The 26,122-nt window shown below is 70.6% G+C and carries 22 protein-coding genes; 10 read left to right on the top strand and 12 right to left on the bottom strand.

What is annotated here, in order from left to right; genetic code table 11:
* Nucleotides 1-55 precede the first annotated feature (55 nt).
* The 4 genes from AB5J49_RS04810 to pgm all read right to left on the bottom strand — a co-directional run bounded on the left by AB5J49_RS04810 (nt 56) and on the right by pgm (nt 5,072).
* Nucleotides 56-1,288, bottom strand: a complete 1,233-nt coding sequence (locus AB5J49_RS04810; RefSeq protein WP_369167215.1) for a cytochrome P450 — start codon at nt 1,286-1,288, stop codon at nt 56-58.
* Nucleotides 1,285-1,857 carry a cupin domain-containing protein gene (locus AB5J49_RS04815; protein ID WP_369167216.1) on the bottom strand — a complete coding sequence of 191 codons (573 nt, stop codon included), beginning with the start codon at nt 1,855-1,857 and terminating at the stop codon, nt 1,285-1,287. The genes AB5J49_RS04810 and AB5J49_RS04815 overlap by 4 nt, the downstream gene beginning before the upstream one ends.
* Nucleotides 1,854-2,981 (bottom strand): type III polyketide synthase, encoded by a 1,128-nt coding sequence (locus tag AB5J49_RS04820; RefSeq protein WP_369167217.1) that lies wholly within the window; start codon nt 2,979-2,981, stop codon nt 1,854-1,856. Before AB5J49_RS04820 ends, AB5J49_RS04815 begins: the two co-directional genes overlap by 4 nt.
* Nucleotides 2,982-3,431: 450 nt before the next feature.
* Nucleotides 3,432-5,072: a phosphoglucomutase (alpha-D-glucose-1,6-bisphosphate-dependent) gene (pgm, locus tag AB5J49_RS04825; protein WP_369167218.1), complete on the bottom strand. Its 1,641-nt coding sequence runs from the start codon at nt 5,070-5,072 to the stop codon at nt 3,432-3,434.
* A gap of 158 nt (nt 5,073-5,230) precedes the next feature.
* On the opposite strand from pgm, the gene AB5J49_RS04830 reads away from it, so the two are divergent.
* Entirely contained in the window at nt 5,231-5,878 is a 648-nt protein-coding gene (locus AB5J49_RS04830) for a class I SAM-dependent methyltransferase (RefSeq protein WP_369175045.1), read from the top strand.
* Between the two features lie 98 nt (nt 5,879-5,976).
* Here the strand turns inward: AB5J49_RS04830 and AB5J49_RS04835 are convergent, their stop codons facing one another.
* From AB5J49_RS04835 to AB5J49_RS04845, 3 genes are all read right to left on the bottom strand, one after another.
* Nucleotides 5,977-7,461: a DEAD/DEAH box helicase gene (locus tag AB5J49_RS04835; protein WP_369167219.1), complete on the bottom strand. Its 1,485-nt coding sequence runs from the start codon at nt 7,459-7,461 to the stop codon at nt 5,977-5,979.
* Between the two features lie 172 nt (nt 7,462-7,633).
* A complete protein-coding gene (locus tag AB5J49_RS04840; RefSeq protein WP_062705208.1) occupies nt 7,634-7,837 on the bottom strand; it encodes a cold-shock protein in 204 nt (67 codons plus the stop codon).
* Between the two features lie 341 nt (nt 7,838-8,178).
* Nucleotides 8,179-8,598: a secondary thiamine-phosphate synthase enzyme YjbQ gene (locus tag AB5J49_RS04845; protein WP_369167220.1), complete on the bottom strand. Its 420-nt coding sequence runs from the start codon at nt 8,596-8,598 to the stop codon at nt 8,179-8,181.
* 133 nt (nt 8,599-8,731) lie between these two features.
* Here AB5J49_RS04845 and AB5J49_RS04850 point away from each other — a divergent pair, with 133 nt between their 5' ends.
* From AB5J49_RS04850 to AB5J49_RS04875, 6 genes are all read left to right on the top strand, one after another.
* Nucleotides 8,732-8,815 (top strand): putative leader peptide, encoded by an 84-nt coding sequence (locus AB5J49_RS04850; RefSeq protein ID WP_313884353.1) that lies wholly within the window; start codon nt 8,732-8,734, stop codon nt 8,813-8,815.
* A gap of 112 nt (nt 8,816-8,927) precedes the next feature.
* Nucleotides 8,928-9,809, top strand: a complete 882-nt coding sequence (locus tag AB5J49_RS04855; protein WP_369167221.1) for an ABC transporter permease — start codon at nt 8,928-8,930, stop codon at nt 9,807-9,809.
* Complete coding sequence (locus AB5J49_RS04860; protein WP_369167222.1) at nt 9,782-10,546, top strand: ABC transporter ATP-binding protein; 765 nt, start codon at nt 9,782-9,784, stop codon at nt 10,544-10,546. The genes AB5J49_RS04855 and AB5J49_RS04860 overlap by 28 nt, the downstream gene beginning before the upstream one ends.
* A 99-nt stretch (nt 10,547-10,645) precedes the next feature.
* Nucleotides 10,646-11,671 (top strand): ABC transporter substrate-binding protein, encoded by a 1,026-nt coding sequence (locus tag AB5J49_RS04865; RefSeq protein ID WP_369167223.1) that lies wholly within the window; start codon nt 10,646-10,648, stop codon nt 11,669-11,671.
* A gap of 1 nt (nt 11,672) precedes the next feature.
* Complete coding sequence (locus AB5J49_RS04870) at nt 11,673-12,824, top strand: LLM class flavin-dependent oxidoreductase (RefSeq protein ID WP_369167224.1); 1,152 nt, start codon at nt 11,673-11,675, stop codon at nt 12,822-12,824.
* Nucleotides 12,825-12,960: 136 nt separating this feature from the next.
* Nucleotides 12,961-14,031, top strand: a complete 1,071-nt coding sequence (locus tag AB5J49_RS04875) for an NAD(P)-binding domain-containing protein (RefSeq protein WP_369175046.1) — start codon at nt 12,961-12,963, stop codon at nt 14,029-14,031.
* An 88-nt stretch (nt 14,032-14,119) separates the two neighbouring features.
* Here the strand turns inward: AB5J49_RS04875 and mltG are convergent, their stop codons facing one another.
* Together mltG and AB5J49_RS04885 are read right to left on the bottom strand one after the other, a co-directional pair.
* The gene (gene mltG / locus AB5J49_RS04880; RefSeq protein WP_369167225.1) at nt 14,120-14,989 is read right to left on the bottom strand and encodes an endolytic transglycosylase MltG; all 870 of its coding nucleotides are present in this window, start codon (nt 14,987-14,989) and stop codon (nt 14,120-14,122) included.
* A 43-nt stretch (nt 14,990-15,032) separates the two neighbouring features.
* On the bottom strand, nt 15,033-16,835 hold the full coding sequence (locus AB5J49_RS04885) for an ABC transporter ATP-binding protein (RefSeq protein WP_369167226.1): 1,803 nt from the start codon (nt 16,833-16,835) through the stop codon (nt 15,033-15,035).
* Between the two features lie 94 nt (nt 16,836-16,929).
* Between AB5J49_RS04885 and AB5J49_RS04890 the strand changes: the two genes are divergently transcribed.
* Complete coding sequence (locus tag AB5J49_RS04890; RefSeq protein ID WP_369167227.1) at nt 16,930-17,379, top strand: MarR family winged helix-turn-helix transcriptional regulator; 450 nt, start codon at nt 16,930-16,932, stop codon at nt 17,377-17,379.
* A 383-nt stretch (nt 17,380-17,762) separates the two neighbouring features.
* Here AB5J49_RS04890 and AB5J49_RS04895 read toward each other — a convergent pair whose 3' ends face one another.
* From AB5J49_RS04895 to AB5J49_RS04905, 3 genes are all read right to left on the bottom strand, one after another.
* Nucleotides 17,763-19,232 (bottom strand): cation:dicarboxylase symporter family transporter, encoded by a 1,470-nt coding sequence (locus AB5J49_RS04895; RefSeq protein WP_369167228.1) that lies wholly within the window; start codon nt 19,230-19,232, stop codon nt 17,763-17,765.
* A gap of 169 nt (nt 19,233-19,401) precedes the next feature.
* The gene (locus AB5J49_RS04900) at nt 19,402-21,045 is read right to left on the bottom strand and encodes a peptide-N4-asparagine amidase (protein ID WP_369167229.1); all 1,644 of its coding nucleotides are present in this window, start codon (nt 21,043-21,045) and stop codon (nt 19,402-19,404) included.
* 61 nt (nt 21,046-21,106) lie between these two features.
* The gene (locus AB5J49_RS04905) at nt 21,107-21,853 is read right to left on the bottom strand and encodes a hypothetical protein (protein WP_369167230.1); all 747 of its coding nucleotides are present in this window, start codon (nt 21,851-21,853) and stop codon (nt 21,107-21,109) included.
* Nucleotides 21,854-22,200: 347 nt separating this feature from the next.
* On the opposite strand from AB5J49_RS04905, the gene AB5J49_RS04910 reads away from it, so the two are divergent.
* A complete protein-coding gene (locus AB5J49_RS04910; RefSeq protein ID WP_369167231.1) occupies nt 22,201-24,054 on the top strand; it encodes an ABC transporter ATP-binding protein in 1,854 nt (617 codons plus the stop codon).
* Nucleotides 24,051-25,838: an ABC transporter ATP-binding protein gene (locus tag AB5J49_RS04915; protein WP_369167232.1), complete on the top strand. Its 1,788-nt coding sequence runs from the start codon at nt 24,051-24,053 to the stop codon at nt 25,836-25,838. The genes AB5J49_RS04910 and AB5J49_RS04915 overlap by 4 nt, the downstream gene beginning before the upstream one ends.
* The last annotated feature ends 284 nt before the right edge of the window (nt 25,839-26,122 follow it).

A 26,122-nucleotide genomic window follows, 5' to 3' on the forward strand; every position in this document is an offset into this window, starting at 1 on the left:
GGGGCGGGCCGAACCGTGATGTGAGCGGTTCGGGCCGCGCGTGGCCCTCAGCCGGTCACCAGGTCACCGGCAACTCGACCGGACCGCGGATGAGGACGTCCGTCTGCCAGAGCACCTGCCCGGCAGGAACCGCCAGTGTGAGCTCCGGCAGCCGCGTGACGAGGGTGGTCAGCAGCAGCTCCGCCTCCATCCGGGCCAGCAGCGGTGCGACACAGTGGTGGGGTCCGTGTCCGAAGGCCAGATGTCCAGGTCCCTGACGGTCGAAGTCGATCCGCTCAGGGTGCGGATAGCAGCGGTCGTCCCAGTTGGCCGCGGTGTAGGAGACCTGGACGACCTCGCCCTCCCGGATGAGCACACCGCCCACCTCCACGTCCTGGGTGGCGATGCGCGGCTGGCCCACGCCGTGCTTGTGCGGAATCCACCGGAGCAGTTCCTCGACCGCCCGCGGCGTGATCTGCGGTTGCGCCCGTAGTCGCTGGACGAGGCCGTCATGGGTGAGCAGGGCGTACACCATGTTCGTGGTGTTGTTGCGCACGGCGTGCCAGCCGTTGAGCGCGATGAGTGTGGCCAGGGCGAGCATCTCCTCCTCGTCGATGCGGCCCTCGCCGACAGCGGCGGCCAGGCTGGTCATCAGGTCGCGGCGCGGCTCGCGGCGGCGCCGTGCCGCCAGCCGCAGGAAGTAGCCGCGGGCCGTCTCCTTCACCTGCCGGGCCCGCTCGGCCGCCGCGTCGTCGCGGGCCCGCGTCAGCAGGGTCTGCGCCCACTGCTGGACGAGTGGCCGGTCCTCCTCGGGGATGCCGACCAACTCACCGAGCACGGCCATCGGGAACGGCGAGGTGACATGACGTACGAGGTCCGCGGGCGGCCCCGCCTCCAGCAGGCCGTCCACCAGGCCGTCCAGGATCTGCCGGGCGCGCGGGCGCAGCGCCTCCAGCGCGTTGCGCCCGAAGGCCGAGGTGACCACCGAGCGAACCCGGGCATGGTCGGGCGGGTCGACGAAGCTCACCGCCCGGTCCAACGGGATCAGGTGCTTGGTCATCCTCGGCGTCGGGCGCCCCACGATGTCCCGGGTGAAGCGGGGGTCGGAGGTGACGAACCGGACGTCCTCGTGGCGGGTCACCAGCCAGCACCCGCCCTCCCCGTAGGGCAGGCGAATGCGGCGGACCGGCGCCGTTCGGACCGACTCCCGCAGGAACGGGTCGAAGTCCAGGCCGGGCAGATCCTCCACCTCGTACAGCTGAGGGGGGTGTTGTTCGATGTGCTGTCCGGTGTGCTGTCCGGTCGTCATGCCGGGTCCTTGTCGTCCCTGGCCGCCGTCTGTGCCGGCATGCGGTGCCTGAGGGGGGTGAGTTGCTCGATGTCGTAGCGGGCGCGCAGTGCGGCGATCGCCGTGTGATCGGGCGGTCCGCCCGCGGAGAGGATGTCCAGCAGCTCGTCGAAGTAGCGTTCGTGATCGGGGGGCGGTGACGCCTGGAAGAACATCTTCGCCGGTCCGTCCGTCGGGTTGGCGAAGGCGTGCGGGCAGCCGGGCGGTACGACGATGACGGTGCCGGGGGTGGCGCGTACCGCCCGCCGCCCCTCACTCGACTCCCACTGCCGCCAGTCGTCGCAGGTTCGGACACGTGGTTCGAAGGCGAGCACGTCGAGTTCGCCTTCGAGGACGTAGAAGAGTTCCTCGCTGCGGGCGTGGACATGCGCGCCGACGTCGAAGCCGGGCGGGACGACGACTTCGAAGCTGGACGCGTAACGCGAGTGGGTGCCGGTCACCTTGAACGTGACCTGCTGCGCGGCGGTACGCACCGTACGGCCCGCGCCGGGCGGGACGACCAGGCCGGGGCTCTGAGCGGGCAGGGTCATCGGGCCTCCTGCAGTGCCCGTGCTGCCGGAACGACCGCCCCGGCCCGGCGCGTCGTGGAGGCGTGGGGGTGGCTGCCTGCCCGGGTCCAGGTGCCGAGGGACATTTCCGCGGTGATGCCGGGGCCGAAACCGGCGAGCAGTCCGCGGGCCCCTTCGGGCGGGCCTCCGGCGTCGAACAGGCGGCGCAGTGCGTCGAGGACGACGACGCTGGCGATGTTGCCGTATTCGGTGAGGGTGGCGCGGCTGAAGCGGAACGCCTCCGCCGGCACACCGAGGAAGCGGCTGAGATCGTCGAGGATGCGGGGGCCGCCGGCGTGGACGATGTAGAAGTCGAGGTCTCCGGCGTCCCAGCCATGGGTGTCGGCGAGTTGGCGCAGGGCGGGAGCGAGGGGTTCCATCGTGGTGGGTACCCGCTTGTCCAGCAGGAAGTGGAAGCCGGTGGCGCGCACGTCGTAGGCGATCCACTCCTCGGTGTGCGGGATGAGGTGGGAGGCGTTGCGCTCCAGCCGGATACCCGTGCCGCCGCTGCCGCGCACGACAGCGGCGGCGACGCCGTCACCGAACAGGCCGTTGGACAGCAGCGAACCGACGCCGAGGTCGGTGGGCTGGTAGCACAGCGAGCAGAACTCGCAGGCCACGATCAGCGCGTTGGCGTCGGGGTAGGCGGTGCAGAAGTCGTGTGCCCGGTTGATCGCCGCGCCGCCGGCCGCGCAGCCCAGCTGGGCGATCGGCAGCTGACGCGTGCTCGGGGCGAACTCCATCGCGTTGATCAGCCATGCGGTCAGAGACGGCATCATGAAGCCGGTGCACGACACGTAGACGATCAGGTCGATGTCGGCGGGGCACAACTGCGCGTCCTGCAGCGCCCTTCGCACGACCGCCGGGACGCGGGCCTTGGCCTCGGCCGCGTACAGCCTGTTGCGCTCCTCGAAGCCGGGGTGTCTCAGCGTCTCCTCGATCGTCTGTACCAGGTGCCGGGTTCGCACCCCGGTGTTCTCCATCAGACGTAAGGCGAGCGGGAGTTGGGGATGGCCGGCGTGGCGGTCGCGGGCCAGCGCCAGTGTCTCCTCCATCGTGATCACGTGCTCAGGGACGGAGACGGCGGGTCTGCACAGGGTGGTCATGAGCTGCTTTCTTCGAACCGGGATCCCAGACGGCGCTCCGCCCCCGGGTGCATGGGGCCGTACGCATACGGCCTGGTTGCAGCGATGAGTGATCGGAAGCCGGCCGGAAGCGAGGGCGTCCGGGTGCACGAGCGCGGGTGACGACGCTGGTGGTGCCCCCGCTCCCTGGTGATCCCTCTCATCGTGACCCGACCACTCAACAGCCCCTGCGCAGCCCTTCGGGAGATGATGCGTGATCATCGCCCGGATGAGTGACGAGCCTGTTCGACGCGGAATCCCAGGCCCTGGATGACCTGCCCCGTGGCGTTGAGAAGCGGCGTCGGCTTCTGGTTCAGCGGCCGGCGCTCCGGGGATTGGGCCAGGAGCTTCGTCGGCGTGAAGCCCCTGTCCCCTGAGCTGTCCCCGTGTTGCCCGATCTCGCTCCGGCAACAGCTGCCTGCCTGCGGCCCGTCAGGCGCCGAGCGCCGCGAGCACCACGGACCTGGCCTCCTCCTGGACCTGGCGCAGATGGTCCGGGCCGAGGAACGACTCCCCGTAGATCTTGTAGACGTCCTCGGTGCCCGAAGGGCGGGCCGCGAACCAGGCGTTGGCGGTGGCCACCTTGATGCCGCCGAGGGCGGCGCCGTTGCCGGGCGCCTCGGTGAGAACCGTGGTGACCGGCTCTCCGGCGAGGGTGTCGGCGGTGACCTGCCGCGGGGACAGCTTGGCGAGCAGGGCCTTCTCCTCGCGGGAGGCCGGGGCGTCGACGCGCGCGTAGGCGGGGGCGCCGAAGCGGTCGGTGAGCCGGGCGTAGTGCTGCGAAGGGGTCTTGCCCGTGACCGCCGTGATCTCGGAGGCGAGCAGGGCCAGGATGATGCCGTCCTTGTCGGTGGTCCACACCGAGCCGTCGCGGCGCAGGAAGGAGGCGCCCGCCGACTCCTCGCCGCCGAAGCCGAGCGTGCCGTCGGAGAGGCCGTCCACGAACCACTTGAAGCCGACGGGGACTTCGACCAGCGAACGGCCGACGTCCGCCGCGACCCGGTCGATCATGCTGGACGACACCAGGGTCTTGCCGATGCCGGCGCCCGTGGGCCACTGCTCCCGGTGGGAGAAGAGGTACCAAATCGCCACGGCCAGGTAGTGGTTGGGGTTCATCAGGCCCGCGTCCGGCGTGACGATGCCGTGCCGGTCGGCGTCGGCGTCGTTGCCGGTGGCGATGTCGAAGCGGTCGCGCTGCTCGATGAGGGAGGCCATGGCGTACGGCGAGGAGCAGTCCATGCGGATCTTGCCGTCCCAGTCGAGCGTCATGAAGCGCCAGGTGGGATCGGTGAGCGGATTGACCACCGTGAGGTCGAGCCCGTGCTGTTCGGCGATACGGCCCCAGTAGGCCACCGAGGCGCCGCCCAGCGGATCGGCGCCGATGCGTACTCCGGCGGACCGGATCGCCGCCAGGTCCAGCACGTTCGGCAGGTCGGCCACGTAGCTGCCGAGGAAGTCGTAGCGGCCGGTGCCGGGGGCGGTCAGGGCGCGGGTGTAGGGGATGCGCCGTACGTCCTTCAGGCCGCCGGTGATGATCTCGTTGGCGCGGTCCTGGATCCAGGAGGTCGCCTCGGATCCGGCGGGGCCGCCGCTCGGCGGGTTGTACTTGAAGCCGCCGTCGGCGGGCGGGTTGTGCGAGGGGGTGACCACCACGCCGTCGGCGAGACGGGATGTGCGCGACCGGTTGTGGGTGAGGATGGCGTGCGAGACGGCCGGGGTGGGCGTGTATCCGTCGGTCTGGTCGATGAGGACGGTCACGTCGTTGGCCGCGAAGACCTCGAGCGCGGTGATCCGGGCGGGCTCCGACAGGGCGTGGGTGTCGGCGCCGAGGAAGAGGGGGCCGTCGGTGCCCTGGGCGGCGCGGTACTCGCAGATGGCCTGGCTGGTGGCGGCGATGTGGTCCTCGTTGAACGCCGCCGCGAGGGACGAGCCGCGATGTCCCGAGGTGCCGAACGCCACCCGCTGACCCGGGTCGGCCGGGTCGGGGTGCAGTGCGTAGTACGCCGTGACCAGGCGGGCCACGTCGATGAGGTCCTCGGGCCCGGCGACCTGCCCCGCTCGCGCGTCCTGCATTTCCCGCTCCTCCGCAAGGGTCGACCGTTGGGTACGGCCCTCATTCTCCCCCGCCCGGCCCGCCGGGACGCGCACCGGGCCGCCGTTGTGGCACCCGTCCGGCGGGTGCGACGATGCGGGCCGACGAGCGAAGGGACGACGACGTGAGTCACGAGGACGTGAGTCACGAGGACCAACGGCCGCCCGCCGCCGTGCTGTTCGACGCGTTGGGCGCCGACTACGAGAAGGCGTTCGCCCATGCCCCCGCGCACCTGTCCGCGCTGGAGTGGCTGATCGAGCGGCTGCCGCCCGCGGCACGGACACTGGACGTGGGCAGCGGCACCGGGCGGCCCACCGCGGCCGCGCTCATCGCGGCGGGGCACTCGGTGCTGGGCGTCGACGTCTCCCCCGTCATGGTCGAACTCGCCGCCCGTCAGGTCCCCGAGGCCGCATTCCGCTGCGGCGACATCCGGGATCTCCCGCTGGACGCGGCCTCGTTCGACGGCGTGTGCGTGTTCTTCTCGCTGCTGCAGATGACCCGCGCCGAGCAGGCGGCCCTGACGCGACGGCTGGCCCTGGCCCTGAGGCCCGGCGGGCATCTGGTGCTGGCCACCGTGCCCGCGGACGTGGAGGACGTCGAGGTGGTCTTCATGGGCCGGCCGGTCCGCGCGACGAGCTTCGCCGAGGAGGACGTCACCGGCATGGTGGAGGCGGCGGGGCTGACGGTGCTGTCCCGGCACAGCACCACCTTCACCCCGGAGCACCCCGGCGCCGGGCCCGAGCCCCACCTCTTTCTGCACTGCCGCCGCGACGCGACCGGACGCTGACGCTCAGGCTATGTGGACACGCTACTTCTCGGGGTCGCAGCGGATGATGACCAGCGGATACCGGCCCCGGCAAGGGCGCCACCGTCACCGCCACCGACCTATGCGCCACGACGGACCCGGGCGGCCTTGCGGGCCTCGGCGATCTGACGGGCCTCAGTAGACCGGCGAGACTCACCACCGCCGCCGACCCGCCCTGGGCGGGTGCCCAGACCGCGGAAGGGGGCACCGCCGCGCTTGGGGCGCTCCGCGGCCGGCCCGCTGCCGCCGACGGGGACGTCGGAGGGGGCCTGGGCTCCGGTGATGCGGCTCAGTTCGGCCTCGCCCGAGCGGACCTGCGTGATCTGCGGCCTGATGCCCGCGTCGGACATGAGACGGACCATGTCCCGGCGCTGGCCGGGGAGGACCAGCGTCACGACACTGCCGGACTCGCCGGCGCGGGCAGTACGGCCACCGCGGTGCAGGTAGTCCTTGTGGTCGCTGGGCGGATCGACGTTGACGACGAGATCGAGGTCGTCGACGTGAATGCCCCGGGCGGCGACGTTGGTGGCCACCAGCGTCGTGACGTCACCGGTCTTGAACTGTGCCAGGGTGCGGGTGCGCTGGGGCTGCGACTTGCCGCTGTGCAGCGCCGCGGCCTTTACGCCGCTGTTCAGCAGGTGCTTGGTGAACTGGTCGACAGCGTGCTTGGTGTCCAGGAACATGATCACGCGCCCGTCGCGGGCAGCGATTTCGGTGGCGGTGGCGTACTTGTCGGCGCCGTGCACCTGCAGCACGTGATGCTCCATCGTGGTGACCGCGCCCGCCGACGGGTCGACCGAATGGACCACCGGGTCATGGAGGTAACTACGGACCAGGAGGTCGATGTTGCGGTCCAGCGTGGCCGAGAACAGCGTGCGCTGGCCGTCGGGGCGTACCTGGTCCAGCAGTTCGGTGACCTGCGGCATGAAGCCCATGTCCGCCATCTGGTCGGCCTCGTCCAGCACGGTGATGTTCACTCGGTCCAGGCGGCAGTCCTTGCGCTCGATGAGATCCGCGAGGCGGCCGGGAGTCGCGACGACCACCTCGGCCCCGGCACGCAGTGCGCCGGCCTGCCTGCCGATCGACATGCCGCCGACCACAGTGGCCAGCCGCAGCTTCAGCAACAGGGCGTACGGGGCGAGCGCATCGGTGACCTGCTGGGCCAACTCGCGCGTGGGAACGAGGATCAGGGCCAGCGGCTTGCGCGACTCGGCACGCTGCCCGGCCGTGCGCACGAGGAGCGCCAGGCCGAAGGCGAGCGTCTTGCCCGATCCGGTGCGCCCGCGGCCCAGGACGTCGCGCCCCGCGAGGGAGTTCGGCAACGTGGCGGCCTGGATCGGGAAGGGCTCGGTCAGGCCGCGACTGGTGAGCATCTTCACCAACTCGACGGGCATGTCCAGTTCGCCGAAGGTCGCGGCGGCGGGGAGGGCCGGGGTGACGGTGACCGGCAGCGCGAACTCTCCCTGCGGTGTGGAGGGGCGGCGCCCGGTGTCGCCCGGACTGGCGCCGGGGCGGCCCTGACCCCGTGGACGGAAACGGTCGTTCGTGCGAGCTGAACGGCTCATGGAGAAACTTCCTCAACAGGGCGCGCATCGAGGAATTCCCGACAGGAATGAGCCGGATAAATTGCAAGAACGAGCCGAATATGAATTGGAAAAGAATTCCAGCGGAATTCAAAAAGCAGTGAGCTGGGGCCCCACCGCGAGGTGGGACCCCAGCTACTCATGCGCTTCGACGTCAGGCGGGAGTGATGTTCTCCGCCTGCGGACCCTTCTGGCCCTGCGTGACGTCAAAGTTCACCTTCTGGCCTTCCTGGAGCTCACGGAAGCCCTGGGCGGCGATGTTCGAGTAGTGGGCGAAGACGTCCGGGCCGCCGCCGTCCTGCTCGATGAAGCCGAAGCCCTTTTCCGCGTTGAACCACTTGACGGTGCCAGTAGCCATATTCCATCTCCTTGGGGGCAGTGCCCGGGGACCCACACCGTGTGAACCCCTGTGTTGCCACAATGAGCCCCGTCCGGATAAGCACCGGAGATACAGAAATGTCCGACGACATACAGTCGCCAAGACATTTGAAGTTTCGGGAACCACAACTGCAACCGGCATCAATTTTAGCACGGAACACGCATCCGCCCCACTCGCACCCCGGACGCAAATGCTCGACCCGGCTGGAGTCACGGATCAATACGTCAGCCGGCACAAACTCGACCACACACGGAAGGTGAATTTCTGGATTGCACAGGGTGCGACCAAGGAGAACTCGCCCGCTTCAGTGACGAGCCGCCTCATCCCAGGAACGACAGCCGGACCTTCCGGTTTGGATTGTCCCTGTTTGTATCCACGAGGCACACCGACTGCCACGTCCCGAGTTCCAGCCGCCCAGCCAGCACCGGCAGCGTCGCGTGCGGCGGGACGATCGCCGGGAGGACATGGTCGCGGCCGTGGCCGGGGCTGCCGTGGCGGTGTTGCCAGCGGTCGTCGGCGGGGAGGAGGGTGTGCAGGGCGGTCAGGAGGTCGTCGTCGCTGCCGGCGCCCGTCTCGATGATGGCGATGCCGGCCGTGGCGTGTGGCACGAAGACGTTCAGGAGGCCGTCGCGACCCGCCGCCTCCTGCAGGAAGGCCTCGCAGTCGCGGGTGATGTCCACGACCCTCTCCGAGGAGCCGGAGGCGACGTTCAGGACTCGGGTGATGAAGGCGTCTGACATGTCGTCCATCCTCGCCCATGCACCGGAGTTCGCGTGTCAGGAGACGGCCCGAGGCAGCCGAGTCGTGATACACGAGGTCCACCTGACGAGACACCGTTGACCGTCGCCGCGCCATCTGGCTACTTTCAGCGGCATGTTGCGTTCAGCCCTGCTCACCACGCGCGGTCACATCGACCTGCTGCGGGTGGCCTCCGCCGCGTGTCGCCGCGGCCGCTGACGCCCGCCCTCTCTCTTCACCCACGCTTCCTCCGCATATCCGCCCGGTCCTGAACTGACCCGGCGGGGCTGAAGCGCATCCCCTTCGACGCTCATCGCCCCCTGGAGCACCCATGAGCATCAGCCATGCCCCACCCAGCTCCGCAGAGACGGATATTCCCCTCAAATCCCAATTCGAGAACCGGCCCGCCGTCGATGTGCTCCCCCTCCTTCCCACCTCCTCCCGCCGCACCCGCGTCCCTCGCTGGCTGCGTCGCACCACTGGGCCCGTCCTGCTCCTGGTCCTGTGGCAAGTGCTCAGCAGCACAGGGCTGTTGACCGCAGACGTCCTCGCCTCGCCCGGCCGCATCGCCCAGGTCGCGGGTGATCTGATCTCCGACGGCTCACTGCCCTCGGCCATGGGCACGTCTCTCCAGCGCGTCGCCGCCGGGCTGGCGCTGGGCACCGTCGCCGGAACCGGACTCGCCCTGCTCTCGGGCCTGTTCCGGATCGGCGAGGACCTCGTGGACGCGCCGGTGCAGATGTTGCGGACCGTGCCCTTCGTCGGGCTCATCCCGCTGTTCATCATCTGGTTCGGGATCGGCGAGGCGCCCAAGGTCGCCATCATCACGCTCGGCGTGACCTTCCCCCTCTATCTCAATGTCTACGCCGGTATCCGCGGCGTGGACGCCCAGTTGATCGAGGCCGGGGAGTCCCTCGGGCTGTCCAGGTGGGGGCTCGTGCGGCATGTCGTGCTGCCCGGTGCGCTGCCGGGCGCCCTGACCGGCCTGCGCTACTCGCTCGGCATCGCCTGGCTCGCCCTCGTCTTCGCCGAGCAGATCAACGCCGACTCCGGCATCGGGTTCCTCATGGTGCAGGCGCGGGACTTCCTGCGGACCGACGTGATCGTGGTCTGCCTGATCGTCTACGCCTTCCTCGGCCTGCTCGCCGACTTCATCGTCCGCTCCCTCGAAAGGCTGCTGCTGCAATGGCGACCGACGTTCACCGGCCGGTGAGCCCCAAGGCCACCCGGACCGTGCAGCCCACACAGGCCGTGCACGTCGAGGGGCTGACCCGCTCCTTCGACGGGCGTGCGGTCATCGACCGGCTTCAACTCGATGTCCGGCCAGGCGAGTTCGTCGCTCTCCTCGGCCGCAGCGGCTGCGGCAAGTCCACCCTGCTGCGCATCCTCGCCGGCCTCGACCGCGACATCGAGGGCACCGTCCTGGTACCGCGCCGCAAGGCCGTCGCCTTCCAGGCGCCGCGGCTGATGCCGTGGAAGAAGGTGTGGCGCAACGTGCTGCTGGGCCTGCCGGGCAAGCCCGGCCGCACGGTCGCCGAGCAGGCGCTCAAGGAGGTCGGCCTGGACCACCGTACGGACGCCTGGCCCAAGACGCTCTCCGGCGGCGAGGCCCAACGCGCCTCCCTCGCAAGGGCGTTGGTCCGCGAACCCGATCTGCTGCTGCTCGACGAGCCGTTCGGCGCGCTCGACGCACTCACCCGGATCAAGGCCCAGCGCCTGGTCGGCGAGTTGTGGCAGCGGCGCGGCTGCGCGGTCCTGCTCGTCACGCACGACGTCGAGGAGGCCGTACTCCTGGCCGACCGCGTGCTCGTGATGGACGACGGGGTCATCGCGCACGAGCAGCGCATCGATCTCGACCGCCCCCGCGACATCACCGACCCCCGGTTCGCCGAACTGCGCGCCGGCCTGCTGGAGCGCCTCGGCGTCGAAACAGCCGCCGAAGCAGCCTGAGCCCTCCAGCCCCCAGCCCCCAGCCTCCGGGGCCCTCTTCCTCCACACCCCGCCCTACCCCTACCCCTCCACCCCTCAGTTCCAAAGAACGGATCCGTCATGCGACGTCGCCTCGTCCCCGCCGCGCTGCTCCTCCCCCTGGCCCTGCTCCTGTCCGCCTGCGGAGGCAGCTCGTCGGCCTCGACCGGCGGCGACACCGACGGCTCGGGCTCCCTCACCCTCAACGTCGGTGACCAGAAGGGTGGTTCGGAGGCGATCCTGCGTGCCGCAGGAGAGCTGAAGAGCCTCGACTACAAGATCAAGTGGTCCACCTTCACCTCCGGTCCGCCGCTGCTGGAGGCGGTCAACGCCAAGGCCGTCGACATCGGCGGCGTCGGCAACACCCCGCCGGTCTTCGCGGCGGGCGCGGGCTCCAAGATCACGGTGGTGGCCGCGTTCCACGGCGCCTCCAAGGGCGACGCGATCCTCGTACCGAACGACTCGAAGCTGACGAAGCCCGAGCAGCTCAAGGGCAGGTCGATCGCCGTGGCGCAGGGCTCCTCCGCCAACTACCAGCTCATCGCGTCCCTCAAGGCGGCCGGGCTGAGTCCGAGTGACGTCGACGTCAAGTACCTGCAGCCGGCCGACGCCCTGGCCGCGTTCACCGCCGGCAAGGTCGACGCGTGGGCCGTGTGGGATCCGTACACCTCGCAGGTGCTCGTGGCCAAGCAGGGCAGGATCCTGACGACCGGCGACGGGATCACCAACGGCCTCACCTTCCAGGTGGCGGCGCCCTCCGCCCTGCAGGACAAGAAGAAGCCCGCCGCCATCAAGGACTATCTGGAGCGACTGCGGCGCGCCACGGCATGGGTCAACGGCCATCAGCAGGAGTGGGCCAAGGTCTGGGCGAAGGACACCGGGCTGCCCTACGAGGTCGCGCTGGCCTCGGTGAAGCGCACCAACGCCACCCGGATCTCGGTCGCGGTGGACAAGCCCCTCATCGCCTCCGAGCAGGAGATCGCCGACACCTTCACCGGGTTGAAGCTCATCCCCCACAAGGTGGACTTCGGCGACTTCGTGGACACGCGGTACAACGGCGACCTGCCGCCGTCGACCACCGAGGCAAGCGCCGCGAAGGGTTCGTGACATGACCGTCCATCTCCACTGGTTCCTGCCGACCGGCGGCGACGGCCGCACCCTGGTGGACCGGCACGCCTATGGGTCCAACCAGGCCGGGAAGCCGAGCGGCGTACGCGCCCCCGACATCGACTACCTGGCCCAAATCGCCAAGGCCGCCGAGCGGTTGGGCTTCGAGGCGGTCCTCACCCCGACCGGCACCTGGTGCGAGGACGCCTGGCTGACCACCGTGGCCCTCGCCCAGCACACCGAACGCCTCAAGTTCCTGGTCGCGTTCCGGCCGGGCCTGATCTCGCCGACGCTCGCCGCGCAGATGGCGGCGACATACCAGCGCATCACGCGGGGGCGGCTGCTGCTCAACGTCGTCACCGGCGGCGACTCGGCCGAGCAGCGCCGCTTCGGCGACCGCCTCGACCACGATCAGCGGTATGCCCGTACGGACGAGTTCCTGTCCGTCGTACGTGGGGTGTGGCGCGGTGAGCCGTACGACTTCGACGGTGCCCACTACCAGGTCGACGGCGGGCTGACCGCCCTGCCGCCGGACCCGGTGCCGCAGCTGTTCTTCGGCGGTTCCTCCGAGGCGGCCGGGCCGGTCGCGGCGCGGCATGCGGACGTGTATCTCACCTGGGGTGAACCGCCCGCGCAGGTCAAGGAGAAGATCGACTGGATTCGCTCGCTGGCCGAGCGGGAGGGCCGTACGGTCCGGTTCGGGATCCGGCTGCACACCATCTCCCGCGACTCGTCCGCCGACGCCTGGTCGACCGCCCACCGGCTGCTCGACGACCTCGACGCGGGCACGGTCGCGGCGGCGCAGGAGGCGCTCGGGCGCAGCGAGTCGGTGGGGCAGCAGCGCATGCTCGCCCTGCACGGCGGCTCCCGCGCCGATCTGGAGATCTACCCGAACCTCTGGGCGGGGGTCGGTCTGGTCCGGGGTGGGGCGGGAACCGCGCTGGTCGGGAGCCATGGCGAGGTCGCCGAGCGGATCGAGGAGTACCACGCGCTCGGTGTCGAGCACTTCGTGCTGTCCGGGTATCCGCATCTGGAGGAGGCCTACTGGTTCGGGGAGGGGGTGATTCCCGAGCTGGCGGCGCGCGGTCTGCTCGACGGCACGGCGGCGGAGACCGAGACCGGTGTTCCGCTGCTGGTCGCGGGCGGACGCTGATCGCCGGGACCCGGGTCTCCGGGGCCTGGAACTCCGGGGCCTGGGTCTCCGGGGCCCGGGGAAGATCCTCGACCCCGAGGCGGTTAGTAGAAGCGTGAACAATACTGAGGCGGTCGCGGCGGCCGAAGCAGTCGGCGTGGTCGCCGTGGTCGACGTAGTCGTCATAGGCGCTGGTCAGGCAGGACTGTCCAGCGCCTACCACCTGCGGCGCACCGGTTTCGAGCCGGACCGCGACTTCGTGGTGCTCGACCACTCCCCCGGCCCGGGCGGCGCCTGGCAGTTCCGGTGGCCCTCGCTGACGTACGGCAAGGTGCACGGGATGCACGCGCTGCCCGGCATGGAGCTGACCGGCGCCGACCCCGAGCGGGCGTCGTCCGAGGTCATCGCCGAGTACTTCGACAGCTACGAGCGGACCTTCGACCTGCCTGTGCGACGGCCCGTCGACGTGCGTGCCGTACGCGAGGGCCCGGACGGGCGACTGCTCGTCGAGAGCTCGGCCGGTACCTGGTCGACGCGGGCGCTGATCAACGCGACCGGCACCTGGGACCGGCCGTTCTGGCCGCGCTACCCCGGTCAGGAGACGTTCCGGGGGCGGCAGTTGCACACCGCGCAGTACCCCGGGCCGCAGGAGTTCGCCGGGCAGCGGGTCGTCGTGGTGGGCGGGGGCGCCTCCGGCACCCAGCATCTGCTGGAGATCGCCCGGTACGCCACCTCCACGACGTGGGTCACGCGGCGCCCGCCCGCGTTCCGCGAGGGTCCGTTCAGCGAGGATGTGGGCCGGGCGGCCGTCGCGCTCGTCGAGGAGCGGGTCCGGCAGGGCCTGCCGCCGAAGAGCGTCGTCTCCGTCACGGGGCTGCCCCTCAACGACGCCGTCCGGCAGGGGCTCGCGGACGGGGTCCTGGACCGGCGGCCCATGTTCGACCGGATCACACCGGACGGGGTCGAGTGGCAGGACGGGCGGCGCGTGGACGCCGACGTGATCCTGTGGGCGACCGGTTTCCGCGCCGCCATCGACCATCTGGCCCCGCTGCGCCTGCGCGAACCGGGCGGCGGGATCCGGGTGGAGGGGACACGCGCGGTCGTCGACCCCCGCGTCCACCTGGTCGGCTACGGCCCCTCCGCCAGCACGATCGGCGCCAACCGGGCCGGCCGCGCGGCCGTACGGGACATCAGGCGGTTGCTGACTGAGGATCCGGTGGCGGCGTGACGTTCGGCGGCCGGTTTGGGTGAGCCGGCACCTGGAGGCCGGCTCCGGAACCGGCCGACGGCCCGCTCGCTGTCCGAAGCCCCGACCGTCACCCCGTCGGCTTCGGGCTCGCCGGGCTTCCCGGGCTCGCCTTCCGCTGGGCGTTGAACTCGGCGACATTGCGCTGGTGTTCGGCGTAGTCGGCCGTGAAGCGGGTGTCGCCCGGCTTGACCGTGACGAAGTACAGCCAGTCGCCCGCGGCCGGGTTGATCGCGGCGCGCATCGCGTCCTCGCCGGGGTTGTCGATCGGCGTGGGCGGCAGGCCCATGCGCTGGTACGAGTTGTAGGGGCTCTCGATCCGTGTGTCGGCCTCGGTGGTCTTGAGCGTGGAGCGGTTGAGCGCGTAGTTGATGGTGGAGTCCATCTGCAACGGCATCCCGCGTTCGAGCCGGTTGAAGATGACCCGGGCCACCTTGCCCATGTCGGCCTTGTTGCCGGCCTCGGCCTGGACGATGCTCGCGATGGTGACCGCCTGATAGACGTTCATGGCGTTGCGCTGAGCGCCGGCGGCGATCGGGGCGCCGCCGAACTTCTTGTTGGCGGTGTCGACCATGGCCGACAGCAGGGAGTCCGGCGTCGCCTTCGTACCGTTGTGTTCAAGTGGATACGTCGCCGGGAAGAGGTAGCCCTCGGGGTTGCCGTCGGCGTCGTTCGGGAGTTTGAGGTCGAGCTTGCCGAGGGACTTCCGGGTGGACCCGGGCGGCAGGGCGAGGGCCTTGTCGACGGCGTCGTACACCTGGCTCGCGCGCCGGCCCTCCGGGATCACCAGCGAGGTGGGCCGCGCCGGCTCCTCCTCGCCGAGGACCAGCAGCGGCACCGCCACGGCGGCACCGGCCACGACGGCGCCGGCGGCGATGAGAGCGATACGGCCCCGGTGCGTCAGTCGAATCGTGTTCCGTGGCGGAGTGTTCAAGTGCATGCGGGCACGGTATCCCGCAAACACTTACAAACCCGACATAACGTCACGTCGTCGGCTCCAGTTGGGCGTCCCGGCGGACCAGCCCGGCATAGCGCCCCTCCCGCGCCAAAAGTTCCTCGTGCGTACCCCCTTCGGCGACGCGCCCGGCGTCGAGGACCACGATCTGGTCGGCGCCCCGAATGGTGGACAGGCGGTGCGCGATGGTGAGGGTGGTGCGGTTGGCGGACAGCGCGTCGATGGCCTGCTGGACGGCGTGTTCGGTGCGGGTGTCCAGGGCACTGGTCGCCTCGTCGAGGATGAGGACCGGCGGATCGCGCAGGATCGTACGGGCGATGGCCAGGCGCTGTTTCTCACCGCCGGAGAAGCGGTGGCCGCGCTCGCCGACGACCGTGTCGTAACCGTCGGGCAGGCCGGCGATGTGGTCGTGGATCTGGGCCGCCTCGGCCGCCGCGCGCAACTCCTCGTCGGTGGCGTCGGGCTTGGCGAAGCGCAGGTTGTCGGCAACGGAGGCGTGGAAGAGGTACGTCTCCTGCGAGACGACGCCGACTGCCCGGGCGAGGGTGTCGAAGTCGAGGTCGCGCACGTCGACGCCGTCGAGGGTGACGCGGCCGCCCGTCACGTCGTAGAGCCGCGGCACGAGGTGTCCGAGCGTGGACTTCCCGGCGCCGGTCGGGCCGACGACCGCGAGGCTGCCGCCGGCCGGGACGGTGAGGTCGATGCCGTCGAGGATCGGTCCGCTCTTGCCGTCGTACCGGAACTCGACGTTCTCGAAGCGGACCTCGCCCTTGATGCGGTCGAGGTGGACGGCGTCCTCCCGCTCGGTGATGTCGATGGGCAGGTCGAGGTACTCGAAGATGCGCTGGAAGAGCGCGAGCGAGGCCTGGATCTGCACGCCGGTGGACAGCAGGCTGACGGCCGGGCGGAAGAGGCCCTGCTGGAGCGAGACGAAGGCGACGATCGTGCCGATCGAGACCTGCGGGCCGCCGAGTTGGAGGGCCGTTCCGGCAGCCCAGTAGATGACGGCGGGCATGGCGGCCATGACGATGCCGATGACGGACATGCGCCAGCGGCCGGCCATGTTCGAGCGCACCTCGAGGTCGACCAGCCGCTCGGACTCGTCGGCGAAGGCCGTGGTGAGCGAGTCGGAGCGGCCCATCGTTCGGCCGAGCAGGATGCCGCTGACCGAGAGCGACTCGGTGACCGTGGCGGCCATCGCGGCCATCTGCTTCTGGCGCTCGGTGGTGATCTTCTTGCGTTCCCTGCCGACGCGGCGACTGATCCAGACGAAGACCGGCAGCAGGAGCAGCGAGACGACGGTCAGCCGCCAGTCGAGGGCGATCATCGCGATGATCGTGGCAACCACGCTGGTCAGGTTCGAGACCAGGGAGGTCGCGGTGGACGTGACGGTGGCCTGCATACCGCCGATGTCATTGGCGATGCGGGACTGGACCTCGCCGGTGCGGGTGCGGGTGAAGAAGGCGAGCGACATGCGCTGGAGGCGGCCGTAGACCGCGGTGCGCAGGTCGTGCATGACGCGCTGGCCGACCGTCGTGGAGATCAGGGTCTGCAGCACGCCGAAGATGCTGGTGAGGACGGCGCTGAGGATCATGCCGAGCGCGAGCAGGGTGAGCAGGCCGGTGCGGCCCTCGGGGATCGCGACGTCGAGGATCGCCTTCAGGAGGAAGGGCGTGGCGACGCCGACCAGCGACGAGGCCCCGACGAGGAGGCCGACGACGGCGAGGCGTCCGCGGTACGGACGGAAGAGCCGCAGGATGCGGCGCACCTGCCGGGGTTGTTCCTGCTCCGCGGCGGATGGCGTCCAGGTGGGTTCCTTGTCGGGGTGCATGGGCTCCTACGGGAGGTCTGGTGATACGGACTGGCGGAGCTTAGCTCATTGTTACCTATGCTCACAATGAATGTAGTCCTGATATTGTTCCCGCATGACCACGCCCGATCCCGACGGCCCGCTCGCCGAGCAGTTGCTGCGCTTCACCCGCCGGGTGCACCGAATCCAGAAACGACACCTTCAGGAGTGCGGCCTGGGCGTCACCCCGGCCCAGTCCCGCCTGCTGCGCACGCTCGCGCACTACGACTCCCCGCCTCGCATGGCCGACCTCGCCGAGCGCCTGGAGGTGGTCCCGCGTGCCGTGACGACGCTGGTCGACGGGCTGGAGACGAGCGGGAAGGTACGGCGGGTGCCGGATCCGACGAACCGACGGGTGATCCGCATCGAGCTCACCGACGACGGGCGGGGGGCCCTGCGTGAACTGCACGGCGCGCGACGGTCGGCGGCTCAGGAGATCCTGGCGCCGTTGACAGGCGAACAACGCGAGGTGTTGGGCGAGTTGCTGGACACGCTGATCGACAGGGGTGCCGAGCGGCGCTGCTGAGACATCGGGCGTGGTGCGGGTCCCGTTGGAGGGCGGCGGCTCGATGCTCGTGCAGAACCGGCAGGCGGCCATGGGGGCGGGGCCGGCGCGGTGATCGCCAAGAACGCCGCGAGTTCTGGCGAGGCCGCGAGCGGAGGCCGGGCGGCCTGCTGACGCAACAGGGCAGCGGGCAAGAGGCGCGGCGCTCGCCCGGCACCGAGGCCGCTGTCGCGCAGGTCCTCACACCGGACGGCGCCGTGGTGGGTACGGGATTCCTGGCCGGCGACGGGCTGCTGCTCACCTATGACCAGGACGCCCGCTCATGAGCCGACCCTTGCGGTGACAGACCGCGGCCACCGCTCCGTGCTGCTGGGCGGTGGCCGCGATCTTGCCGGATGTGACCGTCAACTGGCCTCGGAGGCCGTCCCCTTGGCGGTCTGGGCCGGTACGGCGACAGCTTCCTCGGACTCCTCGGACTCCTCGGACTCCTCGGACTCCGTCGTCTCGGGCTTCTTGAGCGCCGCCATCTCCGCCTTTTCGGCCTTCTCCGCCTTTTCGGTCTCGTCGTCCTCCAGCTCGACCACGATCTCGCCGTCCAGGACCTTCCTTGCCCGCTCCTTGTCCAGGGCGCCCTCCCAGCGGGAGACCGCGAAGACGGCGACGCAGTTGCCGAGCAGGTTGGTGACGACGCGCATCGAGTCCATGATGCGGTCCACGCCGAGGAGCAGGGCGACGGCTCCAGCCGGGATGGCACCGAGCGAGGAGGCGGTCGCGGACAGGGCGAGGAACGCCGAGCCGGGGATGCCCGCCATGCCCTTGCTGGTCAGCATCAGCACCAGGACCACGGTGATCTGCTGGCTGAAGCTGAGGTCGACGCCCACGGCCTGGGCGATGAAGAGCGTGCCGATGGACAGGTAGAGCGAGGCGCCGTCGAGGTTGAAGGAGTAACCCGTCGGCAGCACCAGGCCCACGGCGTCGTCGCGGGCGCCGGCCTTGCGCAGCTTCTGCATGACGCGCGGCAGGACCGACTCGGTGGACGCGGTGCCGAGCGCGAGGAGCATCTCCTCACGGATGTAGCGAAGGAACTTCCAGAGGCTGAGCCCGGTGACCACCTTCAGGGCGACGGCGAGGAGCGCGATGAAGAGCGCCGCGGCCGCGTAGCACAGGATGATCAGCTTGCCGTAGGTCTCGATCACGCCGAGGCCGTAGTTGCCGATCAGGACGGCCATCGCGCCGAACACCGCGATCGGGGCCAGCCGCATCACGAAGCTGACGATCGCGAAGATGATCTCCTGGGCCTGCTCGATGGCCGGAAGCACCTTCGGCACCTTGGTGTGGCCGAGGTGCAGCAGCGCGGCACCCACCAGGCAGGCCAGGATGAGCACCTGGAGCAGGGAGTTCTCGGCGAAGGCGCCGATGAAAGAGGTGGGAATCGCGTTGAGCACGAACTCGGTCGTCGAGGGCAGGTGTCCGCCGCCCGTCTTCGCGTCGACCGCCGAGGTGTCGAGCGTGGACGGGTCGACGTTCATCCCGGACCCGGGCTGGACCACGTTGGCGGCGAGGAGTCCGATGAGCAGCGCGAGCGTGCTCGCGACCTCGAACCAGATCAGGGCCTTGAGCCCGATCCGGCCGAACGCCTTCAGGTCACCGGCCTTGGCGATGCCGACGACGACCACGCAGAACACGAGCGGCGAGATGATCGTCTTGATGAGCCGGATGAAACCGTCGCCGAGCGGCTGCAGATCCGCGGCGAAGCCGGGCCACAGCTTCCCGACGACGATTCCGAGCACGAGCGCGCAGGCGACCTGCGCGAAGAGTGAGGTACGCAGTGTGCGTGCGACGCGTCGCGGCAGAGGCGATTCGGACGGCGGCACGGGAACTCCTTGGGGACGGCGGCACACAGAAGTCGGGGACGGAGACTTCTGTCATACGGAAAGCGGATTCCGTGGCGATCACTTTGCGGGTGATGTTGGTCCCGCACAAGACCCCCGTGTTGCATCCGCGTAAATCGCTCCCTGAGTGACGCATCGCACACAACTGGCCTCAGCAGCCCCAGCGATCCTCGGTGAGCACCCCCTGGACGCTGGTGAGGGAACGGTCGTAGCAACCGTCCGAGCCGTACAGGCGGTAGCGCTCACTCGTCGTGCCGACCGCGTGCCGCTGGTCGCGCGGCACGTTCAACGTCCATGAGGCGTCGCCCTCGACGGTGTCGTCGAGCCACGACCACGCGATCCGCCGTCCGGCCTGGGTCGTCCCGACCACGACACGGTCACCGAGGGTCAGCACGGTGCGCAGCCGGTCGTCCGCGCCGATCGTGAGGGTGCCGTCCATCGTGTACGTCCGCTGCGTGCGCGTCGTGCGGGCCGGTCCGCGGCCGTCGACGGTGACCGACTGGTCGTCGGTCCAGGTGGCGTCGAGGGCGTCCAGGTTCTCTCCGTCGGTCCAGCGGTGCGCGGAGGTGTTCGTGAGCGAGCGGCCGACGGTGGTCGTCACCCGGCCGTGCGAGGTGTCGACGTATCCGGCGACGGTCAGCTGGTGACTACCCTCGGTGTCCACCCGGTGCTCCGAACCGGGCGTGTATGTGGAGGAGTTGGCGATGTCGCCGACCTTGTGCTCGGTGAGTCTCCCGGTGACGTGCGCGCTCTTCGCGTCCTGCCACACGAGGACGTTCACGGGCGCGCTCCAGCCGCTCTGCCCCTCGGGGACGCCGACGACGGAGACCTCGACGCGGTGCGGGCGGCCGTCGTTGAGGAGGCCGGCGAACGGCGTCAGGTCGTATTCGATCGGCTTGACGTCGAAGGCTCGCGGCCCCGGAGTGACGTACCAGAGAAAGGGGTTGGACCAGCCACCCGTCCAGACGTGTGGGAACGGCGCGGCGATTCCGGCGAGTTGGCCGTCGACCTCGATCTGCACCTCGCGGTAGGGACCGCCGCCGGCCTTGCAGGAGTAGGGCGCCGGGTCGGGCGCCGACAGATACCAGAACTCCTCGCAGCCGCCACCGGAGCCGGTGGCGTACACCTCGGCGACGATGCGTTCGCTGTTGCGCGGGGTGGTGAGCGTGCCGTCCTGGAGGGTGAGGACGTGGTCGGGGGTCGTGCCGGTGCGGCTGGGAGTCGAGGCGGGGCGGCCGGCGTAGAACGTCAGCGTGACCTTGACGTCGATGATGCCGGTGTACGTGTCGTCGACGACGTTCCCGATGAGCATCTCGACGTTCTGGCTGCCGCGGAAGGTGTCGCTGTAGCGGGTGACGTCCTTCTCGACGGACCACTCGATGCCGTCCGGTGACGGCTCCGGAGTCGACGTACGGAAGATCTCCACCCCGCCGACGCGCAGATAGCCGAGCCGGTCGAACTGGCGCCCCTTGACCTTGCCGTCCATCCGCAGCACTACCTTGCTCCACCGGTCGCCGCAGCCTCGAGGCGGGGTGTACGTGCCCTTGTACGGGGTGAAGTCGCGGAACTGCGCCTCGGCGACGGTGACTTGGCAGGACTTGCCGGAGGGCTTGGCGATGGGCGGGGCAGCCGTGATGGGGTCGTGCCAGTCGGTGCCGAACTCGGCGGGGACGTCGGCGGGGGCGTCGGCCGGGACGTCGACGGGTTCCGCCGCGGGGGCGGGGCCCGCTCCGAGGAGGGTGCTCGCCAGGAGGGTCGCCCCTGCGAACATGGACATGACGATCCGTCTCTTCATGGCCGGTGTTCTACGGGGAGTTGGGCATCCCTCGCAACGACGCCTCTTCAGGTCTCCCCCATCAGTGCGAGCTCTTCAGGTCCGCCCTGTCCCCCATCACCACGACAGGATGCCGGTCCGGATCGAGCGTGCGCAGCAGGTACTCCATCGCCGATCCGGACAGACTCACGCAGGCCGACGTACCGCTGCCGTGGTCCATGTGCAACCAGATGCCACCGCCTTTGTGCTCACCCCCGGGACGGGTGGGGTCGTTGGGCGGGGTGCCCTTGACGCGGTTGTAGTCGATGGCGATGACGTAGTCGAAGTCGTGCCAGTGCGACTTCGCCCACCAGCGCGGCGCCGCGAAGGCCGGGGAGTGCGTGTACGGCAGCTTGGCCCCGGGGTCCTTCCGTACGCCACCCGCGTCGCTGAGCGTGAACACGCCGACGGGGCTGCGGTTGTCGCCCTCATGGTGGTCGGTGGTCCAGCCCTTCTTGCCGTTGTGTGCGGGCCAGGTGCGGGTGCGGTCCCAGGTGGATCCCTGCTTGGTGTAGAGCACGACCGTGGAGTCCGCAGAGTCCTTGCCGTCGCCGTAGACCGCCACGACCTGGCGGGAGTTGGCGGGGATGCGGCGCTGCCACCGGTCGGCGACGTCCGGGATGCGCGTCGGATCCGAGGTCGTGGCCGGCCGCCTGGGCGCGGCCTTGCCGACGTCCTCACCTCCGCCGTGCTGCGCGCCGCCGCACGCGGTCAGGGTCGTCAAGGCGGCCAGGAGGGTCCCGAGGGCCACCGTCGCGACCATGGCACGCCGTACTCCGCCGTTCCGCACTTCGCCGTTCCCTACTTCACCGTTTCGCGCTCCGCCGTTCCGCATCACTCCATGGTCGCACCGAGTTCGGCACGGCAGCCGGAGCGACCACCGGACGGCCGGTCGCGGCGACAACCGGGCGGCCGGCCAGATGGGCAGTCGGACGCCCGGCCGGGCAGCCGAACGGGCAGCCGAAACTGTGCGGCGGCCCGGAAAACCGTTTGCGTCCGGCCACGCTGCGACGCGAACCTGTCACGGTTTGCTGCCGCCGTGCGCGGTGCACGGTCCGTTCCGCGCGTCGGCTTCCGATCGACTCCCCATCCCCCTCCCTATCCCATCCCCCCACTGACACGAGCCACTGGGACGTCATGCAGATTCAAGACCTTCCGTATCCCGACCCAGGTGTGCCGGACGCACGCTCGGGTCCCCGATTCCTGTGGTGGCTCTTCAGGAACCAGATGGGCGGACAGCTCAAGTCCCTGGCCTGGGGGCTGCTGCACTTCCTGTCCGTCTCCGCGCTGCCGTTCTGCGTCGGCGTCGCCATCCAGGCCGTCGTCGACCGCTCGGGGGCACGACTCGCCCTCGCGGGCGGGCTCCTGGCACTGTGCAGCGCCGGCAACGCCATCGGCGACACCTTTCTGCACCGCACCGCCGTCACCAACTGGATCACTGCCGCCGCCCGGGTCCAGCAGGTACTGGCCCGCAAGGCCGCGCAGCTGGGCTCGGCACTGACCCGGCGCGTCGCGGCCGGTGAGGTCGTGGCCGTCTCCACGGGCGACGTCGAGAAGATCGGCTGGTTCGTCGAGGCGTGGTCACGGTTCACGGCGGCTGCGGTCACCATCGTCGTGGTCTGTGTCGGCCTGGTCCTCTACCAGCCGGCGCTCGGCGTGATCGTCGCCGTGGGCCTGCCCGTACTGGCGGTCGCCGTGCTGCCGCTGCTGCCTCGGGCGACCCGGCGGGCCGACTTCCAGCGCGAGAAGGCCGGGCGCGCCACCGAGTTGGCCTCGGACACCGTCGCCGGCCTGCGCGTCCTGCGCGGCATCGGCGGCGAGGAACTCTTCCTCGACCGCTACCGCCGCGCGTCGCAGGACGTGCGTCACGCGGCCGTGCGCAGCGCCCGGATGTGGTCCCTGATCTCCGCGATCCAGGTGCTGCTGCCGGGGCTGCTGCTGATCGTGGTCATCTGGTACGGCGTCCATCTGGCCCGCGAGGGCCGGGTCACCGTCGGCGAACTGGTCGCCGTCTACAGCTCGATCATGATCCTCACCTATCCGCTGCGGCACTTCGAAGAGATCGCGATGGCCTACTCCTTCTCACGTCCCTCGGCCCGTCGGGCCGCGCGCGTGCTGTCGCTGGAACGGGTCACCGACACCGAAGGGTCGCGCGACGGGGCCGAGGTGCCCTCCGGGGACCTGTACGACCCTGCCACCGGACTGCTCGCCCCCACCGGCCGGCTCACCGCCGTGGTGTGCGGCGACCCGGACGCGGCGGGGCGACTGGCCGAACGACTGGGCGGACACGGCTCCGAGGAGGGCACGCCGGTGCTGCTGGGCGGTGTCCCGCTCGACGAGCTGCCGCTCGACTGCGCCCGTACGGCCGTCCTCGTGCAGGACAAGGACCCGGTGCTGCTCTCCGGCACGCTGCGCGAACTGCTGGACGTGCCGCGGTCGGGCGATGTCGGTCCCGAGGAGGCGCTGGACGCCGCGCAGTGCAAGGACGTCCTGGCCGCGCTGGTCCAGGGCTCGCTCGACGCCGAGGACCCGATGGACGCCCGCATCACCGAACGTGGCCGGTCCCTGTCCGGCGGCCAGCGCCAGCGCCTCGCGCTCGCCCGGTCGCTGATCACGGACCCCGAGGTGCTCGTCCTGGACGAGCCGACCTCGGCCGTCGACTCGCACACCGAGGCACGGATCGCGGAGGGCGTGCGCAGCCTGCGGACGGGGCGCACGACGGTGGTGTTCACCTCCTCACCCCTGATCCTGGACCGCGCCGACCGGGTCGTGCTCGTCCACGAGGGCGAGGTCGCGGCGGTCGGCGTGCACCGCGAGCTGGTGCACGGCGAACCGCGGTACCGGGCCGTGGTGACCCGGGAGACCGACGAAGAGGCCGCTCTGAACGCCTCGTTGCACGAAAACGATGCGGCGGGCGAAGGCCCACGGTCAGGGTCGGCCGCCCTCGACCACGTACTGAAGGAACTGGAAGAGATCGAGGAGTCGGCATGATCGGCGTGGCACCACCGGCGTACGACCCGGCGGCCCCGACCACGGCGAGCACCCTGCCGGTCGGCGCCCCCGCGACCGTACGCGCCTATGTGGTCGAGCTGTTCCGTCGGCACCGCCGTGCCTTCCTGCTGCTCATCACCGTCAACACAGTGGCCGTGGTGGCCGCGATGGCGGGGCCCTGGCTGCTGGGCGGACTGGTGGAGCGGGTGTCGGACGGCGTCGGCGCGCGGGAGCTCCATCTGGAGCTCACCGTCGGGCTGTTCGCGACCGCGCTCGTCGTCCAGGCCGTGTTCGTCCGGCAGGTGCGGCTGCGCGGCGCGATGCTCGGGGAGCAGATGCTGGCCGATCTGCGCGAGGACTTCCTCGTCCGGTCGGTCGGGCTGCCGCCCGGTGTCCTGGAGCGGGCCGGGACGGGCGACCTGCTGTCCCGGATCACGACGGACATCGACCGGCTGGCCAACGCGATGCGCGAGGCGGTGCCCCAGCTGGCGATCGGCGTGGTCTGGGTGTTCCTGCTGCTGGGCGGGCTCGCCATCACCGCGCCCCCGCTGGCGGCCACCGTACTGCTCACCGTGCCGCTGCTGGTGACCGGCTGCCGCTGGTACTTCAAGCGGGCGCCGTCCGCCTACCGCTCGGAGGCCGCCGGGTACGCCGCCGTGGCCGCCGCGCTCGCCGAGACCGTGGACGCCGGACGCACCGTCGAGGCCCACCGCCTCGGCGAGCGCCGCGTGGAGCTGTCGGAGCAGCGGATCAAGGAGTGGACGGCCTGGGAGCGCTACACGCTCTGGCTGCGGTCGGTGTTCTTTCCCTTCATCAACGTCACCCACGTGATGCTCCTCGCCTCGGTCCTGATGGTCGGCGGCGTGTTCGTCCTGCAGGGCTGGATCGGGGTCGGCCAGCTGACCACGGGTGCGCTGATCGCGCAGATGCTGGTGGACCCCGTCGGACTCATCCTGCGCTGGTACGACGAGCTGCAGGTGGCCCAGGTGTCGCTGGCCCGGCTGGTCGGGGTCCGGGACATCGAGCCGGAGGCCGGGGATGCCCTGCTGGCACCCGACGGCCGCGACGTGCACGCCGACCGGGTTCACTTCGGCTACGTGGAGGGCGTGGACGTACTCCGCAAGGTCTCCCTGGAGGTCCCGCCCGGCACCAGGCTGGCGCTCGTCGGGCCCTCCGGGGCGGGCAAGTCCACGCTGGGCCGGCTGCTCGCGGGTATCTACGCGCCCCGGGACGGCCGCATCACCCTCGGCGGTGCGGAACTGTCCCGGATGACCGCCGAGCGGGTCCGCTCCCACGTGGCCCTCGTCAACCAGGAGCACCACGTCTTCGTGGGTGCCTTGCGCGACAACCTGCTGCTGGCCCGCACCGACGCGACCGACGCCGAGCTGTGGGCGGCGCTGGGCGCGGTGGACGCGGACGCGTGGGCCCGGGCGCTCGACGACGGCCTGGACACCGAGGTCGGCTCGGGCGGATTCGCGCTCACACCGGCCCAGGCCCAGCAGATCGCGCTGGCCCGCCTGGTGCTGGCCGACCCGCACACACTGGTCCTGGACGAGGCGACCTCGCTCCTGGACCCCCGGGCGGCCCGCCACCTGGAGCGCTCCCTGGCCCGCGTCCTCGACGGCCGCACGGTCGTCGCCATCGCCCACCGCCTCCACACCGCCCACGACGCCGACGTCATCGCGGTCGTCGAGAACGGCCGCATCAGCGAGCTGGGCAGCCATGACGAGCTGGTGAACGCCGACGGGGCGTATGCCGCGCTTTGGCGGTCCTGGCATGGGTGACTGGCGGTCTTGGCATGGGTGAGTGGGTGGGGCTTGGCTGAGCTGAGCGGGGCCGGGACGCGGTGGGGCAGGAGCCTTGGCCGACTGGGGCCGGACGAGGTCGGCCAGGGCTGCCGGGAGCCGAGTGCGGCCCGAATCGGCAGGAACGGTCGGCTCGGGCCGGAAGCGTGGCTGACCAGGCCGGGAGCGCAGTCGGCCCAGGCCCGATGTCCTGGCAGGTCGGGGCCGGGAACGAGCGCCGGTCAGGGCGAGCGCCCCGGCTGACCAGACCGGAGACGCGGTCG

Origin of the sequence: Streptomyces sp. R28 (assembly GCF_041052385.1) — a bacterium.
In the GTDB taxonomy this organism is placed as follows: domain Bacteria; phylum Actinomycetota; class Actinomycetes; order Streptomycetales; family Streptomycetaceae; genus Streptomyces.

What these genes read in the sequence shown, in the direction of transcription:
- AB5J49_RS04810 (WP_369167215.1), bottom strand. Translation starts at nt 1,288, where the DNA reads ATGACGACCGGACAGCACACCGGACAGCACATCGAACAACACCCCCCT.
- AB5J49_RS04815 (WP_369167216.1), bottom strand. Translation starts at nt 1,857, where the DNA reads ATGACCCTGCCCGCTCAGAGCCCCGGCCTGGTCGTCCCGCCCGGCGCG.
- AB5J49_RS04820 (WP_369167217.1), bottom strand. Translation starts at nt 2,981, where the DNA reads ATGACCACCCTGTGCAGACCCGCCGTCTCCGTCCCTGAGCACGTGATC.
- pgm (WP_369167218.1), bottom strand. Translation starts at nt 5,072, where the DNA reads ATGCAGGACGCGCGAGCGGGGCAGGTCGCCGGGCCCGAGGACCTCATC.
- AB5J49_RS04835 (WP_369167219.1), bottom strand. Translation starts at nt 7,461, where the DNA reads ATGAGCCGTTCAGCTCGCACGAACGACCGTTTCCGTCCACGGGGTCAG.
- AB5J49_RS04840 (WP_062705208.1), bottom strand. Translation starts at nt 7,837, where the DNA reads ATGGCTACTGGCACCGTCAAGTGGTTCAACGCGGAAAAGGGCTTCGGC.
- AB5J49_RS04845 (WP_369167220.1), bottom strand. Translation starts at nt 8,598, where the DNA reads ATGTCAGACGCCTTCATCACCCGAGTCCTGAACGTCGCCTCCGGCTCC.
- AB5J49_RS04850 (WP_313884353.1), top strand. Translation starts at nt 8,732, where the DNA reads ATGTTGCGTTCAGCCCTGCTCACCACGCGCGGTCACATCGACCTGCTG.
- AB5J49_RS04855 (WP_369167221.1), top strand. Translation starts at nt 8,928, where the DNA reads ATGAGCATCAGCCATGCCCCACCCAGCTCCGCAGAGACGGATATTCCC.
- AB5J49_RS04860 (WP_369167222.1), top strand. Translation starts at nt 9,782, where the DNA reads ATGGCGACCGACGTTCACCGGCCGGTGAGCCCCAAGGCCACCCGGACC.
- AB5J49_RS04865 (WP_369167223.1), top strand. Translation starts at nt 10,646, where the DNA reads ATGCGACGTCGCCTCGTCCCCGCCGCGCTGCTCCTCCCCCTGGCCCTG.
- AB5J49_RS04870 (WP_369167224.1), top strand. Translation starts at nt 11,673, where the DNA reads ATGACCGTCCATCTCCACTGGTTCCTGCCGACCGGCGGCGACGGCCGC.
- mltG (WP_369167225.1), bottom strand. Translation starts at nt 14,989, where the DNA reads ATGCACTTGAACACTCCGCCACGGAACACGATTCGACTGACGCACCGG.
- AB5J49_RS04885 (WP_369167226.1), bottom strand. Translation starts at nt 16,835, where the DNA reads ATGCACCCCGACAAGGAACCCACCTGGACGCCATCCGCCGCGGAGCAG.
- AB5J49_RS04890 (WP_369167227.1), top strand. Translation starts at nt 16,930, where the DNA reads ATGACCACGCCCGATCCCGACGGCCCGCTCGCCGAGCAGTTGCTGCGC.
- AB5J49_RS04900 (WP_369167229.1), bottom strand. Translation starts at nt 21,045, where the DNA reads ATGAAGAGACGGATCGTCATGTCCATGTTCGCAGGGGCGACCCTCCTG.
- AB5J49_RS04910 (WP_369167231.1), top strand. Translation starts at nt 22,201, where the DNA reads ATGCAGATTCAAGACCTTCCGTATCCCGACCCAGGTGTGCCGGACGCA.
- AB5J49_RS04915 (WP_369167232.1), top strand. Translation starts at nt 24,051, where the DNA reads ATGATCGGCGTGGCACCACCGGCGTACGACCCGGCGGCCCCGACCACG.